Source organism: Rhizobium sp. WSM1328, assembly GCF_057653715.1.
Map to the genome: position 1 here is coordinate 19,942 of NZ_CM172788.1, position 15,245 is coordinate 35,186.

Below are 15,245 nucleotides of genomic sequence, written 5' to 3' on the forward strand. Positions count from 1 at the left end.
GATCATTGCTCCTTGAACACGTCGCGATTCAAGATCGCCGTAACCCCCACATTGGGGTAGTCGACGACCTGCGCTATGTTGAGGTCGACAGCGACACTGGTCAGAACGTAAGCCTGCTCGCGGGTGAGTCCCTTGGTCTTGACCAGAAAATCGATCATGTTGAGCGTGGCGTTTCGCGCTGCTAGCGTGAGATCCTCCGAGAGGTTTGCGAGCGGAGCAATCTTCTCACCACCAAGGTAGGTCTCAAAAACAGGCAGTTCGCCTTCACTCTTAACCGGGAGACCTGAGATCGCGTAGAAACTCGATGGCGCAAGCTGCTTGAGCTGTGAACCGCCTTCGAAATGCATTGTAGTCTGAAGCTTGGCACCACCAGGTCTGACCTGGGCCTCGAGTGTCACCCTACCACCCGTCTCGATGGCGGTTCCGGCCACCTCGCCGCCGCCCATGGCAAAGTGGACGTCACCGGCAAACAGACCACAACCGTCGATGAAGCATGGCAACAATATCGTCGTACCGACAATTGTTTCCCTGGCGTCAACGTTCCCTCCGTTCTCACGCGGCGGAACGGTGCGTAGGCATTCGGACTTTGCTGTGCCATCGACGCCACAGAGATCTGCTGGTAGCGCTTCAACTGGCTGCGGCGTCAGCACTGCACCGCCTGCATCGGCAAGCTCCTGCTCGCGCTTAAGCCATTTTTGAAGTTCTTCCTTGTCTGGAAGCACACCAATGGTACCCATGAAGGAGTTGTTTGGCACCGAGATGCCGGGCATGTCTTTGGAGCGTGCTTCCAGGCGGTTCAGATCCCAGTGAACAATGTATGGATCGGTGAACAGATCTCTCAGGAAACCGAATCCCGGAACGACCGTGGTCGTCCCGAATTCGTCAGGCTCGATGTCCACCACTGTCACGGCAATAGAATCGCCCTTCTTGGCCCCTTCAATATAGACGGGGCCCGTCAGGGGGTGGCAGCGGTTCAGGTCGACGGCCGCGACGTCCTCCGCGGTCGACGAAAAATCAAGGTCGGAATCCAGCCCATCACGGGTCTCGAGAATGAATTTCTGGCCAGGCTTCACACGCGCAACTGGCTTAACCGCATAGTGAACTCGGTTAAAGCAGTTTGGATCATCCTTGCAATGTTCGCCCGACTTCGCGACGATCACTGGCCTTGGCCCCTTGACGTCACTGGTATCGGCGAAGGCACCGCTTCCAACAAGGAACATCGCAACTGCAGGTGCAGCACATGCAAATTTTGACCTTACGCAGTGTGCTGGGATGCGAGGAACCGCAGCCCACTTGCTGATCTTTTGCAAGGGCTCCTGAAACCCGTTGAAATTTCTGGAAACCGCAGCTGAAGTCTTTCGATAGTCGATACGGCTGTTCATGGCAATTTCCTTCCATTTTGGAGACGAGGAACGCAACACGCAAAAATATATCCCCGCGAATTCGAGGTCTATTTCGCGATAGGTTCGTCGATGCTTTGACATATTGGCGAAAAGAGCGTGCCGCATATGCAGCGACGATCTGCTTCTGTTTTATTGAAATCGAGATTTCGATAGAAGGACCATGATTAGACTTCATTATTAGTCCATGAGTGCGTTGCGTCACACTAGGGCCATCACGCACTCTTTCGCACGCAGCCTCGGCAGGCTAGGGCATGTCCCGTAACCCACCTGCTGGCTGCGGAAGGCTCAGATAGTCGTTCTAAATGAAGACATTGCCTCTCATGGGCCGCCACCGCTGCGGTTCAAGTTGGGCGTTGGCCTCCGGCCGGATCGGCAAAGAACATCTTATCGGGATCATGCAAACGGACGTTCGCATTTTGCGCAGGTTGCCGAGCAGTGCAATCTGCCGCAACCTTGAAAATAAGTAGATTGCTGAAGGTCGCTGACGAACGCGTTGTTGTCAGATTTAGCAAGCTTGGCGCGATAACGATCGAAGCCGACAGCACTGAAAGTTGACCCTGCGACTTTAAGCCTACCCACCATTCTCGATCAGTAAGTTGGCACCGCGATCAGATCGGGATGGAAAGAGGCAAAGTGTTCTCGGACCAATTGATCCGTGTTGCGTCTTATCGAAGCAAGCTCATTGACGTGCGAGCCTGTTCCTTGGACCGAGAATATCGCTACGTTATGTAGGCCGATCATGCCTAGGATTGCTGTCAGGTATGGCGTGAGAAAGTCGGGTTGCTGCGGGTGCTCACCGGAGAATCGACCGCCCGAGGAGATGGCGACGAAGACGGGGCGATCCTGTAGCGTCCCGACCTTTCCAAACTTGCTGATATTGAAGGTCCTCCGCGTTCGAACGATATGATCGATCCACAACTTCAAGGTCGCGGGGAGCGTCAAATTATGCATTGGCGTAGAAATGACCACGACGTCCGCAGTTTCCAGCTCCAGTATCAACTCCTCAGACTTGGCCATGGATCCGAGTTGAGACACGTCTTTGGAGGAGCCTTGGGAAACCGCGTAATCCTCGTCGATCGGCGGGATGACGCCTTGGCCAATCACACGGTCGATTACCGTTGTGTCGGGATCGCTCTGCCGCAACTGGCTGATGATCTGTTGCGAGAGTCGATAGCTCTCGGATGCTTCCCCGCGAGGACTGCAGCTGACATGAAGCACTCTCATTGGATTCACTCCTGATCTTGCGCAGCACCGGCCGCATCAATGAGCGTACAGGCCGGTCAAAGCAGACCCAAGGTCCAAGAACGGTAAACGAATCTGGACCATCAATGCGATTTCCGGTACCGGCGCTTACGACACTCACGTCACAAGATCGGTGACCTTCGTGCTGTCGGTTCACTGGACGATATGGTACAGATCTTTGCAGCGAAGCTGAAATGACGACTGGCCCATGACCGTCGCGAAGAGCAACGACTTCCCGCCACTAGATCCGAACGCAGGCGTGCCTTTCTATCGGCAAATCTACGATCGGTTCCGCGCCGCCATTGCCTCGGGCCTTTTGAAGCCCGGGGACCGGATACCCTCGGCGCGGGCGCTGACAAAAGAACTCGGTTTGGCAAGAGGTACGATCGAATCGGCATATTCTTTGCTCGCAGCCGAGGGATACATCGAATCACACGGTCAAGCAGGTACCGTTGTAACACCGGGCCTCAGTACGCTCACGCCTGTGCCTGTCCCAGCCCTGCAGCAAATAAGCAATGCAGCGGAGGTTAGCTTTCGTCCGGATTCCATTTTGCCGTTTCAGATGGGCTTGCCAGCCCTCGATGCATTTCCTCGGAAGATCTGGGCGCGGCTGGGCGCGGGATGCGTCCGCGCTATGCAGCCGTCTGATATGGTCCATCCTCCAATATACGGCCTACCCGCACTGCGAACGGAGATCGCAACTTACCTGCAGGTTTCGCGAGGAATTGGCTGCTCACCTTCTCAGGTATTCATAACATCAGGTTATCGCCACACCATAGAACTGATCGCCGACACTTTGTTGAAGGCAGGAGACCACGTCTGGCTTGAGGATCCGGGGTATCCGCCAACGCGAGAGATATTCAGACACATGCAAATCACGACCGTCCCAGTGCGAGTGGATCAAGACGGGATGGTGATATCCGATGGCTTGAAGGCGGCCCATGGCGCTGTTGCAGCCGTTGTGACGCCCGCACACCAAAGTCCACTGGGCATGTCTTTGATTTTGCCGCGGCGATTAGCGCTCCTGGACTGGGCCGCGAAAAGTAAGTCTTGGATTATCGAGGACGACTATGACGGCGAGTACCGCTACGTTAGTCGTCCGCTGCCCGCGCTAAAGAGCTTGGATCGCAATGGGCGTGTCCTCTATTCCGGCACCTTCAGCAAGGTTCTCTTTCCGGGTCTTCGACTAGCTTATCTTGTCGTCCCGGAAGACCTGGTCGAGCGGTTTGAGCATATCAGCCAAACTTTAGCGGGAGGGAGTCCTGAGCTTACACAAGCCATCGTCACCGCGTTCATCAAAGAGGGGCACTTCGCGCGTCATATCCAACGGATGCGAAAACTTTATGCTCAGCGCAGGAAAGCAACGGCGATAGGCCTCGAGACGGTCCTTGGAAAGCACATGAGCATTGCCTCCCAACCGGGTGGGATGCACTTGATTCTCCAGCTGAAAAACCAGCACTCAGACCGCTTGCTTTCAGCGCGTATGCGGGAAAGCGGACTTTACGCGGAGGCCTTGGCCGATTGGACGATGCTTTCGGAAGCGCCGGCGGCCCTGCTCGTCAACTTCACGAACATTGGCAGCCAAAGCGTGGCGGAGCACCTCGCAAAGCGGATATTGCAACTCATGTGAATAGTGAATTTTCAGAACTTGTGCGGCAGGGCGCAATCTTGCCGTCAGCGGCAGTTCCAAGGGCAGCTCCTTCAAAAAGAAACGATCGCCTTTTGCCGGTAGTGTCCATCAAGGATTGCATGGCCCAGTGCGCAAGTTGCTTCATGGCCCTTCTCGACTGGTGCGAGATTGGACATGATCCGTCCTACAGTCGCAACATGGATTTCTTCATGGCGGATCGCATTGATTGTGCCAGTGCTTCCCCTGACGGTTTCAACGCCTTCGCGGGCGTTCGCGCCGCTGTTGAGAAGAGCGACCTTCCCAAGCAACTGTTCGATCTGGTTTATCTACGAGTTTCGCAAATGAATCGCAGTGCGCTTTACGTCGACGTACATTCCCGCAGTCTCTTGGAGTTAGGGCTGACCGTTGAGAAGCTCGGGCAAGTGCCCATATGGCGAAACGCTGGTCACCTATTCAACGCCCGCGAACGAAGCGCGCTGGCGTGGGCGGAAACCGTAACACGTGTCGCCGAAACCGGCGTTCCTGATAGCGATTATGAGGCTGCTGCTGTCGAATTCAACAACAAGGAACTAGCGGACCTGACATATGCGATTGCCCTGATGAACGCTCTGAATCGAATCGGGATGGCGTTCCGCTCAACGCTCTCTGGAAAAGCTTGAAGCAGCCTCGCCGGTTGTTCAGATTTTGCCAACGCATCCATTGGCCAAATGTGTCTTGGATTTTGCGCGACAGTGTCGCGACAAACAGACGTGACCACAACTAAAGGGTACCCACGATGACATCGACTTTTCCGCACGAGCTCCTCGCCTTGCGTGCCTCGATAGACAACATTGACGCCGCGTTGATGCATATGCTGGCAGAACGTTTCCGTTGCACAAAGGCGATTGGGGCGCTCAAGGCTAGGCAAGGACTCCCCGCCTCTGATCCCGAGCGCGAACAATCACAGATCCAAAGACTGCGCTCACTCGCGTCGACATCGGGTTTAGACCCTGACTTTGCCGAGAAATTTCTGACCTTCACGATCGACGAAGTGATCCGACACCATCGGGCAGCCGCGGCAAGGTGATCGCGACGCAGCGCTCTTAGAAGGTCTCGTTCGGCGGTCCGAAAGAACAGTTGGAACAATATCGGGAAATCCACGGCATTGTCTGTGACTGATCGCAAGGCCGTTCCTAATGCTCCCCCAAGATGATCTCGGTGATGCCGACGGGTTTCGATATTCGATAATTAGTCGGGCTTTTCGCTTGAGGCTCACCGTAAGCCAGACCTGAAGCGGCCGCGTGCAATTTCTCGACCGGCTTCTCGCCGCCGGATTCTAACCACGCCCAGAGACCAGAGGACAAGCCTTGATCAGGTCCTCGGGCAGGCCCAGCGCTTTTCCGATATCCGGGATCGCGCCCTTCTGTCAGTTGGCGGTCGATTCCGCCGGCCGGTCGTCGCCGGGAGCTGCGTCACCATCCGCCTTGGCGCGACGGCGGATCGCGTGGCGCTTGCGGGTGATGCGCAGCCGCTTGATGCGGCGGGGATCGGCGTCGAGGATGTGGAATTCGAAGCCCGGCAGCGCCTGGACGACCTCGCCGCGCACCGGGATGCGGCCAAGTGCTGAGAAGATCAGGCCGCCCAGCGTATCGACCTCGTCGACCTGCTCGCTGATGTCGAAATCCGGCCCGATCGCTTGGGCGATCTCTTCGAGCTCGACGCGGGCGTCGGCGATGAACATGTCCTCGGCGACGCGCTTGAACATCACCTCTTCGTCGTCATGTTCGTCATCGATGTCGCCGACCACCATTTCGACGATATCTTCATGTGAGGCCAGCCCGTCGGTGCCGCCATATTCGTCGATGACGAGCGCCATCTGCGTGCGGTTCACCTGCATGCGGCGCAACAGGTCGGACGCCAGCATCGACGGCGGCACGAACAGGATCTTGCGGACGATGCCGGCCTCGGCCAGCGTCTTTTGCAGGTCGACACGGGCGAGATCGAAATTCGGCTTGGCCGAACGCGTGGCCTTGTGGATGTTTTCGGGCGCGACCTCGATCGCCGGCACGGCAGCGGCCGGCTTCGCCGGGCCGCGGCGCTTGTTGCGCGCCTGCTTGGCGACATAGGAGAGCAGGTCGCGAATGTGCACCATGCCGCGCGGATCGTCGAGCGTATCGGCATAGACAGGCATGCGCGAGCGGCCGGATTCCTCGAAGAGGATCATCAGCTCGCCGATGGTGATGTTCTGGTCGACCGCCTCGATATCGGCGCGCGGCACCATCACGTCGGCGACGCGGACCTCGCGAAAACGCAGGATGTTGTTGAGCATCGCCCGTTCGTCGGGCGAAAAGGCGTCGTCGCCGGCCGCATCGGTCATCAGCGCGTCGGCGAGATCCTCACGCAGTCGCGAGCCCTGCTGCGGGCGAAGGATACGCGCGGCGCGCGACCAGAAGGATTGCGATCGGCCGGATGGCCGACTACTACTGCCCGCCTCGTCGGAAGAGGAGGATGGCTCGGAGTCCTTGGCGTCTGCCGCCGGCTTCGTCGTAAAGTCGCTCATGGTTCCATTTTAAGGTCTTGACCCTCGTAGGGATCAGATAGGCCGAGCTGGGCCAAAATGCGAGTCTCCAGCCCCTCCATAATTTCGGCTTCGGCACTATTCATATGGTCGTAGCCGAGAAGATGCAAGAAACCGTGCACCAGAAGATGGGTCAGGTGGTCGTCGAAACTCTTTTCGAGCTCGGCCGCTTCCCGCTCCAGCGTCTCCCGGGCGATGATGATGTCGCCGAGCATCGGGCCGGGCATCTTGCCGGGCTGAACCGGAAAGGCCGGAAAGGAGAGCACGTTGGTCGCCTTGTCCTTGCCGCGCCATTCCGCATTGATGTCCTGGATCGAGGCATCGTCGGTGAAAACAAGCGAAACCTCGGGCGGCAACGTCGGGAAGGGCTGCTTCTCGCTGTCGCTGAGATAGACCACTGCTGCGCCGAGCACGCGTTCGCAAAACGACAGCAGCGTCTCCTCGCCGGGCCAGCCGATGTCCTCGACGCTGATCTGGATGTCGAGTTCGGCCATTAGCCCTGCCGGCTGACGTCTTCGGCGACGGCATACGTGGAATCATAGGCCCTGACGATGCGCCCGACCAGCGGGTGGCGGACGACGTCGGTATCCGTGAAGCGCACGATCGAGATTCCCTCGACGCCGTTCAGAAGCTGCAAGGCCTCGACGAGGCCGGATTTGACGCCGCGCGGCAGGTCGATCTGGCTCGGGTCGCCGGTGACGATCATGCGCGCATTCTCGCCGAGACGCGTCAGGAACATCTTCATCTGCATCGACGTCGTGTTCTGCGCTTCGTCGAGGATGATGGCGGCGTTGGCGAGCGTGCGGCCGCGCATGAAGGCCAGCGGCGCGATTTCGATGACGCCGGCAGTGATCGCCCGGTCGACCTTGTCGGCCGGGATCATGTCGTAGAGTGCGTCATAGAGCGGGCGAAGATAGGGGTCGACCTTTTCCTTCATGTCCCCGGGCAGGAAGCCGAGGCGTTCGCCGGCCTCGACGGCCGGGCGCGACAGGATGATCTTTTCGACCGCGCCGCGCTCCAGGAGCTGGGCGGCATGGGCGACGGCAAGATAGGTCTTGCCAGTGCCGGCCGGGCCGACGCCGAAGACGAGCTCGGCGCGTTCCAGCGCCCTGATATAGGCGTCCTGCGTCGGCGTGCGGGCGATGATCGTCTTCTTGCGCGTGGAAACCTGCGCCATCGTCAGCTTGGCTTTGCGCTCCATGGTCGGCAGGCTGAGCTGATCGTCGGCGGCGACCGCCATGCGGATTGCGCCCTCGACGTCGGATTGTTCCACGCTGCCGCCTTTCTGAAGTTTTTCATAGAGATAGTCGAGCGTGCGCCGCGCCTGGTTGGTGGTCACAACATCGCCTGTGATGACGACCGAATTGCCGCGTGCCCGCGCATCGATGTTCAGCCGTTGTTCGAGCAGCTTGAGGTTCTGGTCGAATTGACCGAAGAGCTCGCTGGCGAAGCGGTTGTTCTCGAACGTCAGGACGAAGTGATTGGTATCGCTCGGCGTGCGGGGGTGGCGCGGTGAAGAAGAAACCAATTCTTGTCCGTTCAAGCGGTCGGGCTCCTTGGGTTAAACCGCAGCCTCTGCGCGTTCCGCAAACAGGCTGTTTGTTCCGGTTCCTGTGATTCGCACTTTGATAATGTCACCGATTTGCGATGCTTTTGCATCAACATTCACGGATTGAAGCCAGGGAGAACGTCCGATTAGTTGTTCCGGCATGCGACCGGGCTTTTCGAGCAACAGGTCGATCTCTTTGCCGATGCAGGATTCGGCAAATTCCTGCTGCTGCTTCAGGAGAAGCATTTGCAGGCGTTCCAGCCGTTCTGCCTTGATCTCTTCCGGCACCTGGTCCTTCAGCTCCGCGCCGGGCGTGCCCGGCCGCGTCGAGTATTTGAACGAGAAGGCCTGTGCATAACGGACCTCCTCCACAAGTCTCAATGTATCCTTAAAATCCTCATCTGTCTCCCCCGGAAAGCCGGTGATGAAATCGCCCGACAGCGCGATGTCGGGCCGCACCGTGCGGATGCGCTCGATCAGCGTGAGATATTCGGCGGCCGTATGGCGCCGGTTCATCGCTTTCAGGATGCGGTCCGAGCCCGATTGCACCGGCAGGTGCAGATAGGGCATCAGTGCGCTCAGGTCGCGATGGGCATTGATCAGCCGGTCGTCCATGTCGCGCGGATGGCTTGTGGTATAACGCAGCCGCGCAAGGCCGGGGATCTCGGCCAGCCGGTAGAGCAGGTCGCCGAGGCTCCATGCCTCACCTTGCGGCCCGGCGCCGTGCCAGGCGTTGACGTTCTGCCCGAGCAGGGTGATCTCGCGCACCCCGCTGTCGGCGAGCTTTTCGGCCTCCTCGACGATCTGCGAAACCGGCCGCGACACTTCCGAGCCGCGTGTATAGGGCACGACACAGAAGGTGCAGAATTTGTCGCAGCCCTCCTGCACCGTCAGGAAGGCGGTGACGCCGCGGGCGCGGATCCTTCGGCTCTCGGCGATCGGCAGATGCTCGAACTTGTCCTCGATCGCATATTCGGTATCGACGACGCGCTGGCCCTGTTTGGCCAGGCGTAGCGCTTCCGGCAGGCGGTGGTAGGTCTGCGGGCCGATGACGACGTCGACGGCGGGTGCGCGGCGCAGGATCTCCTCGCCTTCGGCCTGGGCGACGCAGCCGGCAACGCCGATCATCATCTCCCGTCCGTCCGCCGCCTTCTTCTTTTTCATATCGCGGAGCCGTCCGAGCGCCGAATAGACCTTCTCGGCCGCCTTCTCGCGGATATGGCAGGTGTTGAGCAGAACGAGGTCCGCCTCTTCCATATCGTCCGTCGGCTCGTAGCCGTCGCGGGCGAGCGCATCGCTCATGCGCATGGAATCGTAGACGTTCATCTGACAGCCATAGGTCTTGATGAAGACCTTGCGGCTGTTGCTGCCGTCGTGGAGGCTGTCGCTGGGAATTGCCTCGGGGGCCTGGAGAAGGGCGCTATCCTGTGTCATGGCGCGCTATTTAGTGGTTTTTGCCGCCAGAGAAAATCGAAATCTTCTTCTAGAGCCTTTCCTGGTCAGATTGCAGCATTCTGTTGGCTGAAACGGAGTCGAATGCTCGACCGGCCGGCGCGCGTCGTAGCCAAGCTCTACGGCCAAGCCCGCCGATCGAGCAGGCGGCCCGTTTCAGCCAACCCGAAGGGCCGGGCATCTTTCCGCCAGGATCAGAGGCGATCGGCTTGGTCGTACCAAGAGGTATGCCCTTCGCCAATCGCCTCTGCCCTGACGAAAACCTGCTCCGGCAGAATGCTGCAATCTGACCAGGAAAGGCTCTAAGAGATTTCCCGCCCGCGCAGGCGGCTGTTCAGGAGGTTGCGGATGCGCAAGGCGATCGTCGCGCTCACCTCCTTGCGGCTGGTCTCGGCGCGGTAGTCCACCGCCTCGCCGAAGGAAACTTCGGCGTCGATGGCGCCGCAGCGTACGATGTCGATGAGATGCGGCAATAGGTCGAGATCCCCCGGCCAGGCGGCGAGCCGCCGGTGATAACGCCCCATGGCGATGCCATGCACCCTGGTATAGGCAACCGCCACCGGCTGCACCACGACCGTTCCCGTCGGTGACGTGGGCACCGCCATCGCGGCGGCGCCAAACAGCGAGGACTTGACCTCCAGCAGCCGGTTGCCGTCCGAGGTCGTGCCTTCGGGGAAGAGCACGACGATCTCACCGTCGGCCATGCGCCCGGCGATCTCGGTTGCCTGATGGCCGGTCTTGCGCCGCTCCTCGCGCACGACGAAGACGCTCTTCTGAAGCTTGGCGAGCGTGCCGAAGATCGGCCAGTCACGCACCTCGATCTTGGCGATGAAGACGACGTCGGCAACGGCCGACATCACCATGATATCCAGCCAGGAGGAATGGTTGGAGCAGAGCATCAGCGGCCGGCGATCTTCCAGCTTGCCCGTGACGCGGACGCGGATGCCGAGGCAATAGCAGACGATCCGGTGCCAGGTGCCGGGAAGCCTGCGCCGCAGCCGCCAGTCGAACCGCAGCGCCAGTACCTGCAGCGGCATGAGCACGATGCTGACGGCGAGGATAACGACCGCGGCGAAGGCGATGCGCAGCCAGGCGATCAAATGCTGGTCTCCCGGGCTGCCATTGCTTCAGAGATCTTCTTTCTTCAGCGGAACGCCGTAGAGCTCGAGGCGGTGGTCGACCAGCCGGAAGCCGTGCTCGCGGGCGATGCGCTCCTGCAGCGCTTCGATCTCCGGCGAGCGGAATTCGATGACCGTGCCGGTCTTCAGGTCGATAAGATGGTCGTGATGTTCTTCCGGCACCGTTTCATAGCGCGAGCGTCCGTCGCGGAAGTCGTGGCGGGCGATGATGCCGGCATCCTCGAACAGTTTCACGGTGCGATAGACGGTCGAGATCGAGATCTTCGCATCGACCTTCACCGAGCGGCGGTAGAGTTCTTCGACGTCGGGATGGTCTTCCGAGTCTTCCAGGATGCGCGCGATCACGCGGCGCTGCTCGGTCATGCGCATGCCGCGTTCGGTGCAAAGCTCCTCAAGGGTCTTGGCTACATCAGTCATCGCCGGCCTATAGAGATATTCGTGTTTCGACAACGCCGCACGGCATTTGCGCCAGCCTGCATGTTATCTCGCTGCCAGGGAACTACCGAAGAACGCGCTTCATGACAAGCGCCGTGGAGAGGGCGCCGTTTTCTTGTTTGTAATAACCCTGACGTTCGCCGACCTTTTCGAAGCCGAGCTTGCGGTAGAGGCCAAGCGCTGCCGTATTGCCGTTATCGACCTCGAGAAACATGCTCTCGCCGCCGCGCGACCGCGCTTCCCGCATCGCCGCCTGCATCAGCCGCCAGCCAAGCCCGGCACGGGCGACCTTCGCCTGCACGGCAATCGTCAGGATCTCCGCTTCGCCGGCGACATGGCGGGCAAGGATGAACCCCGGAAGCGGCTTTTTCAGGATGGCATTGGTCTGGCGCGCGACGAAGCCGAACACGGTATCCTGCATCAGCAGGCCGTGAAATTCACCGTCGCCCCAGGGGCGGGCGAAGCGCTCGCCGTGCAGGATGGCAACATCGCGGCAATCCTCGCGCTCCATGGCGATGATCTCGAATTCCGGTTTCAGCGTCAGATAGGCTTCCAGCATCGTCATACTCGTCGCGCAATTGCGTACCCGGCCTGCGGCTTGGCATCGGGTCCGCGCAGATAAAGGGGCTTCGGCTTTCCGGAATCGGGGGAGGCGGCAGCGCCCAGGCGCGCCACGATGGAGATCGGGAATCTGTTGGTATGATCGCCGCCGGCGTCGGCCTTGAGGAGGGGCGTCGCCGAACCGGTAATCTCGCCGTCGAAGCCGGCGGCAAAAGCCTGCGCTTGCGCAACGCTGACTGCCCGTGGCGCGTCGAGGGGCGAACCGTCGGCTGCGAAGGACTGGAGGTAGATTTCGTCCCGCTTGGCATCCATCGCCGCCAGCACGGCGCGATGAGGCGTCTTGTCGCGCTGGGCTGATGCCATGACTTCAAGCGTGGTGATGCCAACGGCCGGCACATTCAGAGAGAGCGCAAAACCGCGGGCTGCGGCAACGCCGACACGGATCCCGGTAAAGGAGCCGGGACCGATGGTGACGGCAAGGCGGTCGACATCCGAAAGGGCCAGTCCCGCCTGATCGAGTGCGCGATCGACGATACCAATCAGATGTTCAGCATGCCCCTTGCCGATCATGTCCGATGCCTCCCCCAGCACCGTATTCCTACCGCTGTCAAAGACGGCGGCAGCGCAGTCCACACCCGCCGTGTCGAGCGCCAGAATGATCATGCCATCAATTTCCGAATAAACCAGTGTCGCCTATCGATAAATCCGTTCGGCCGAACCCGAGATGAACGGCCGGACGAATTTAGGATTTTTAAGCGGCAATCACTTCCTGCACTTCCGGAACGAAATGCCGCAGCAGGTTCTGCACGCCGTGCTTCAGCGTTGCCGTCGAAGACGGGCAGCCGGCGCAGGAACCCTTCATGTTCAGATAGACCTTGCCGTCCTTGAAGCCGCGGAAGGTGATGTCGCCGCCGTCCTGGGCAACGGCTGGGCGCACGCGGGTTTCCAGTAGCTCCTTGATGGTCAGCACGATCGATTCATCGCCTTCGTCAAAGAATTCGTCGCCGGCATCGGCGTCTTCGGAAAGGATGGAGGCATCGCCCATGACCGGCTTGCCGGACATGAAGTGCTCCATGATCGAGCCTAATATAGCCGGCTTAAGATGTTGCCAGTCGGCATTATCCTTGGAGACGGAAATGAAATCATAGCCGAAATAGACGCCGGTGACGCCTGATATTTCGAACAGGCGGGCAGCGAGCGGCGAGGCCTGAGCCTCCTCAGTGCTGCGGAACTCGGCCGTGCCGTTTTCCATCACCACCTTGCCCGGCAGGAACTTCTGCGTGGCGGGATTCGGCGTGGCTTCGGTCTGAATGAACATCTGATTCTCCATGCGGCCGGCCCATGGTCTCGGCCGTCTTTAGAATTCTTCAAAAGAAGATAAGCCGATTGACGCCTCTAATCAAGAGACTTGTACTCAAGAAATGCTGGAACAGGATGATTTTTAGGCGCGGTCAGTCTAAAATCAGAATCCTGTTCTAATCTAAAGAGTTAGAGCGTGATCTCATCCGAAAACCGCTCGCACGTTTCGCTAACAGAGGGCGTCGATTTCCTCGTTGGTCAGCGTATCCGGCAGCACGGTAACCGGGATCGGAAACGCCGCGGCGCGGCCGGCAACCGAGGAGACCAGCGGCCCTGGACCTTCCTTCGCCGAACCGGCGGCCAGAACCAGGATCGCTACATCGCGGTCTTCCTCGATCACGGCATTGATCTGTTCGGCAGCACCGCCCTCGCGGATGACGACTTCAGGCTCGATGCCGATGGTCTCGCGCACGATCTGGGCGATCTTGGCAACCACCGCCTCGGCTTCCTCGCGCGCTTCGGCCCGCATGATCTCTTCGACGCCGAGCCATTGCTGGAAATCCCCATCGGGGATCACGTAGAGCAGCACTAGCCCGCCATTGGAATTCTTCGCGCGCCGGCCGGCATAATGAACGGCGCGTTGGCATTCGGGTGTGCCGTCGATCACTGCCATGAATTTGCGGCGGTGACCTTCGAGCCGTGAGAGTCGCTTCGATACCATGGCGCGGACTCTGACACCCGAAGCGGAAAATTTGCAAGTCCAGTTTTTGCCCTGATGCCCGAGAAGAAATCCCCTTCTCCCCAGGGGAAGGTCCCCTTCTCCCACGGTGGAGAGAAGAGGAGATCTATCTCAATACAGGAAGCCGATGACGTCGCGCACTTGGCGCATCGTCACCTCTGCGCGCGCCCTTGCGCGCTCGCCGCCCTTGCGCAGGATCGCGTCGATATGGCTGGTATCATCCATCAGCCGGCGCATTTCGCCGGTGATCGGTGCGAGCACGTTGATCGCCAGGTCGACCAGCGCCGGCTTGAAGACGGAGAATTGCTGGCCGCCGAATTCGGCAAGCACGTCCGCCTTCGACTTGTCGGCGAGTGCGGCATAGATCGCCACCAGATTGTCGGCTTCCGGACGGCCCTGCAGCCCGTCGATCTCGCTCGGCAAGCCGTCAGGATCGGTCTTGGCCTTGCGGATCTTCTTCGAGATAGCGTCCTCGTCGTCCATCAGGTTGATGCGCGAGAGATCGGAAGGGTCCGACTTCGACATTTTCTTGGTGCCGTCGCGCAGCGACATGACGCGCGGCGCCGGCCCGCCGATCAACGGCTCGACCATCGGGAAATAGGCATGCACCGGCTCGTTGCCGACGGTGATGTCGACGCCGTAACCGGTCCTGCTGATATGCTCGGCATAGTCGAGGTTGAACTTCATCGCGATGTCGCGGGCAAGCTCCAGATGCTGCTTCTGGTCCTCACCAACAGGCACATGGGTGGCGCGATAGACGAGAATGTCGGCGGCCATCAGGCTCGGATAGGCGTAGAGCCCGAGCGAGGCCTGCTCGCGGTCCTTGCCGGCCTTGTCCTTGAACTGCGTCATCCGGTTCATCCAGCCGATGCGGGCGACGCAGTTGAAGATCCAGGCGAGTTCGGCATGCTGCGGCACGGCCGACTGATTGAAGACGATATGCTTTTCCGGATCGATGCCGGCAGCGATGAAGGCGGCGGCGATCGAGCGCGTCTGGCTCGGCATGTCCTCATGCACGAGCTGGGCGGTGAGCGCATGCATGTCGACGACGCAGTAGATGCAGTCATTGCCTTCCTGCAGCGCCACGAACCGGCGGATCGCGCCGAGATAATTGCCGAGATGCAGATTGCCGGTCGGCTGCACGCCGGAGAATACGAGTTTCTTGAATTCGCTCATGTCGTCCTCAATAGGCTGGTGGAGGGCCCACGCTGTCACAGTTTAAATTGCTGCAGAATGCAG

Annotated in this window: 16 protein-coding genes; 3 read left to right on the forward strand and 13 right to left on the reverse strand. The window is 59.7% G+C overall.

Annotated elements, in window-relative coordinates; translation table 11 throughout:
- Positions 1-2: 2 nt before the first annotated feature.
- Together AC2444_RS00115 and AC2444_RS00120 are read right to left on the reverse strand one after the other, a co-directional pair.
- The gene (locus AC2444_RS00115) at positions 3-1,382 is read right to left on the reverse strand and encodes an acetamidase/formamidase family protein (RefSeq protein WP_012755772.1); all 1,380 of its coding nucleotides are present in this window, start codon (positions 1,380-1,382) and stop codon (positions 3-5) included.
- A 609-nt stretch (positions 1,383-1,991) separates the two neighbouring features.
- The gene (locus AC2444_RS00120) at positions 1,992-2,627 is read right to left on the reverse strand and encodes an FMN-dependent NADH-azoreductase (RefSeq protein ID WP_012755773.1); all 636 of its coding nucleotides are present in this window, start codon (positions 2,625-2,627) and stop codon (positions 1,992-1,994) included.
- A 226-nt stretch (positions 2,628-2,853) separates the two neighbouring features.
- Here AC2444_RS00120 and pdxR point away from each other — a divergent pair, with 226 nt between their 5' ends.
- The 3 genes from pdxR to AC2444_RS00135 all read left to right on the forward strand — a co-directional run bounded on the left by pdxR (position 2,854) and on the right by AC2444_RS00135 (position 5,341).
- Complete coding sequence (gene pdxR, locus AC2444_RS00125) at positions 2,854-4,275, forward strand: MocR-like pyridoxine biosynthesis transcription factor PdxR (protein WP_012755774.1); 1,422 nt, start codon at positions 2,854-2,856, stop codon at positions 4,273-4,275.
- 209 nt (positions 4,276-4,484) lie between these two features.
- Entirely contained in the window at positions 4,485-4,934 is a 450-nt protein-coding gene (locus AC2444_RS00130) for a carboxymuconolactone decarboxylase family protein (RefSeq protein ID WP_026157551.1), read from the forward strand.
- Between the two features lie 116 nt (positions 4,935-5,050).
- Entirely contained in the window at positions 5,051-5,341 is a 291-nt protein-coding gene (locus AC2444_RS00135) for a chorismate mutase (RefSeq protein ID WP_012755776.1), read from the forward strand.
- 339 nt (positions 5,342-5,680) lie between these two features.
- On the opposite strand, the gene AC2444_RS00140 is transcribed toward AC2444_RS00135, so the two are convergent.
- The 11 genes from AC2444_RS00140 to trpS all read right to left on the reverse strand — a co-directional run bounded on the left by AC2444_RS00140 (position 5,681) and on the right by trpS (position 15,182).
- The gene (locus tag AC2444_RS00140) at positions 5,681-6,814 is read right to left on the reverse strand and encodes a hemolysin family protein (protein WP_012755777.1); all 1,134 of its coding nucleotides are present in this window, start codon (positions 6,812-6,814) and stop codon (positions 5,681-5,683) included.
- Positions 6,811-7,326, reverse strand: a complete 516-nt coding sequence (ybeY, locus tag AC2444_RS00145; protein WP_012755778.1) for an rRNA maturation RNase YbeY — start codon at positions 7,324-7,326, stop codon at positions 6,811-6,813. The genes AC2444_RS00140 and ybeY overlap by 4 nt, the downstream gene beginning before the upstream one ends.
- Positions 7,326-8,375, reverse strand: coding sequence for a PhoH family protein (locus tag AC2444_RS00150; protein WP_003556049.1), 1,050 nt, complete (start codon positions 8,373-8,375; stop codon positions 7,326-7,328). Before AC2444_RS00150 ends, ybeY begins: the two co-directional genes overlap by 1 nt.
- An 18-nt stretch (positions 8,376-8,393) precedes the next feature.
- A complete protein-coding gene (miaB, locus tag AC2444_RS00155; protein ID WP_012755779.1) occupies positions 8,394-9,815 on the reverse strand; it encodes a tRNA (N6-isopentenyl adenosine(37)-C2)-methylthiotransferase MiaB in 1,422 nt (473 codons plus the stop codon).
- A 320-nt stretch (positions 9,816-10,135) separates the two neighbouring features.
- The gene (gene olsA, locus AC2444_RS00160; protein ID WP_012755780.1) at positions 10,136-10,933 is read right to left on the reverse strand and encodes a lyso-ornithine lipid O-acyltransferase; all 798 of its coding nucleotides are present in this window, start codon (positions 10,931-10,933) and stop codon (positions 10,136-10,138) included.
- Positions 10,934-10,960: 27 nt separating this feature from the next.
- Positions 10,961-11,389, reverse strand: a complete 429-nt coding sequence (locus AC2444_RS00165) for a Fur family transcriptional regulator (RefSeq protein WP_003544875.1) — start codon at positions 11,387-11,389, stop codon at positions 10,961-10,963.
- An 82-nt stretch (positions 11,390-11,471) separates the two neighbouring features.
- Entirely contained in the window at positions 11,472-11,972 is a 501-nt protein-coding gene (locus tag AC2444_RS00170; protein WP_017995865.1) for a GNAT family N-acetyltransferase, read from the reverse strand.
- Positions 11,969-12,631, reverse strand: coding sequence for a tRNA (adenosine(37)-N6)-threonylcarbamoyltransferase complex dimerization subunit type 1 TsaB (gene tsaB / locus AC2444_RS00175; RefSeq protein ID WP_012755782.1), 663 nt, complete (start codon positions 12,629-12,631; stop codon positions 11,969-11,971). The genes AC2444_RS00170 and tsaB overlap by 4 nt, the downstream gene beginning before the upstream one ends.
- Positions 12,632-12,719: 88 nt before the next feature.
- A complete protein-coding gene (locus tag AC2444_RS00180; RefSeq protein ID WP_012755783.1) occupies positions 12,720-13,286 on the reverse strand; it encodes a NifU family protein in 567 nt (188 codons plus the stop codon).
- A 210-nt stretch (positions 13,287-13,496) separates the two neighbouring features.
- Positions 13,497-13,988: a universal stress protein gene (locus AC2444_RS00185; protein WP_003544884.1), complete on the reverse strand. Its 492-nt coding sequence runs from the start codon at positions 13,986-13,988 to the stop codon at positions 13,497-13,499.
- Positions 13,989-14,117: 129 nt separating this feature from the next.
- Entirely contained in the window at positions 14,118-15,182 is a 1,065-nt protein-coding gene (trpS, locus tag AC2444_RS00190) for a tryptophan--tRNA ligase (RefSeq protein WP_003544886.1), read from the reverse strand.
- Positions 15,183-15,245: the final 63 nt, after the last annotated feature.

Bases quoted from the DNA above. Each gene is read 5' to 3' on its own strand.
- AC2444_RS00185 (WP_003544884.1), bottom strand. From the start codon at position 13,988: ATGGTATCGAAGCGACTCTCACGGCTCGAAGGTCACCGCCGCAAATTC.
- AC2444_RS00115 (WP_012755772.1), bottom strand. From the start codon at position 1,382: ATGAACAGCCGTATCGACTATCGAAAGACTTCAGCTGCGGTTTCCAGA.
- AC2444_RS00180 (WP_012755783.1), bottom strand. From the start codon at position 13,286: ATGTTCATTCAGACCGAAGCCACGCCGAATCCCGCCACGCAGAAGTTC.
- AC2444_RS00165 (WP_003544875.1), bottom strand. From the start codon at position 11,389: ATGACTGATGTAGCCAAGACCCTTGAGGAGCTTTGCACCGAACGCGGC.
- AC2444_RS00130 (WP_026157551.1), top strand. From the start codon at position 4,485: ATGGCGGATCGCATTGATTGTGCCAGTGCTTCCCCTGACGGTTTCAAC.
- AC2444_RS00135 (WP_012755776.1), top strand. From the start codon at position 5,051: ATGACATCGACTTTTCCGCACGAGCTCCTCGCCTTGCGTGCCTCGATA.
- AC2444_RS00170 (WP_017995865.1), bottom strand. From the start codon at position 11,972: ATGACGATGCTGGAAGCCTATCTGACGCTGAAACCGGAATTCGAGATC.
- AC2444_RS00120 (WP_012755773.1), bottom strand. From the start codon at position 2,627: ATGAGAGTGCTTCATGTCAGCTGCAGTCCTCGCGGGGAAGCATCCGAG.
- AC2444_RS00140 (WP_012755777.1), bottom strand. From the start codon at position 6,814: ATGAGCGACTTTACGACGAAGCCGGCGGCAGACGCCAAGGACTCCGAG.
- miaB (WP_012755779.1), bottom strand. From the start codon at position 9,815: ATGACACAGGATAGCGCCCTTCTCCAGGCCCCCGAGGCAATTCCCAGC.
- trpS (WP_003544886.1), bottom strand. From the start codon at position 15,182: ATGAGCGAATTCAAGAAACTCGTATTCTCCGGCGTGCAGCCGACCGGC.
- ybeY (WP_012755778.1), bottom strand. From the start codon at position 7,326: ATGGCCGAACTCGACATCCAGATCAGCGTCGAGGACATCGGCTGGCCC.
- pdxR (WP_012755774.1), top strand. From the start codon at position 2,854: ATGACCGTCGCGAAGAGCAACGACTTCCCGCCACTAGATCCGAACGCA.
- tsaB (WP_012755782.1), bottom strand. From the start codon at position 12,631: ATGATCATTCTGGCGCTCGACACGGCGGGTGTGGACTGCGCTGCCGCC.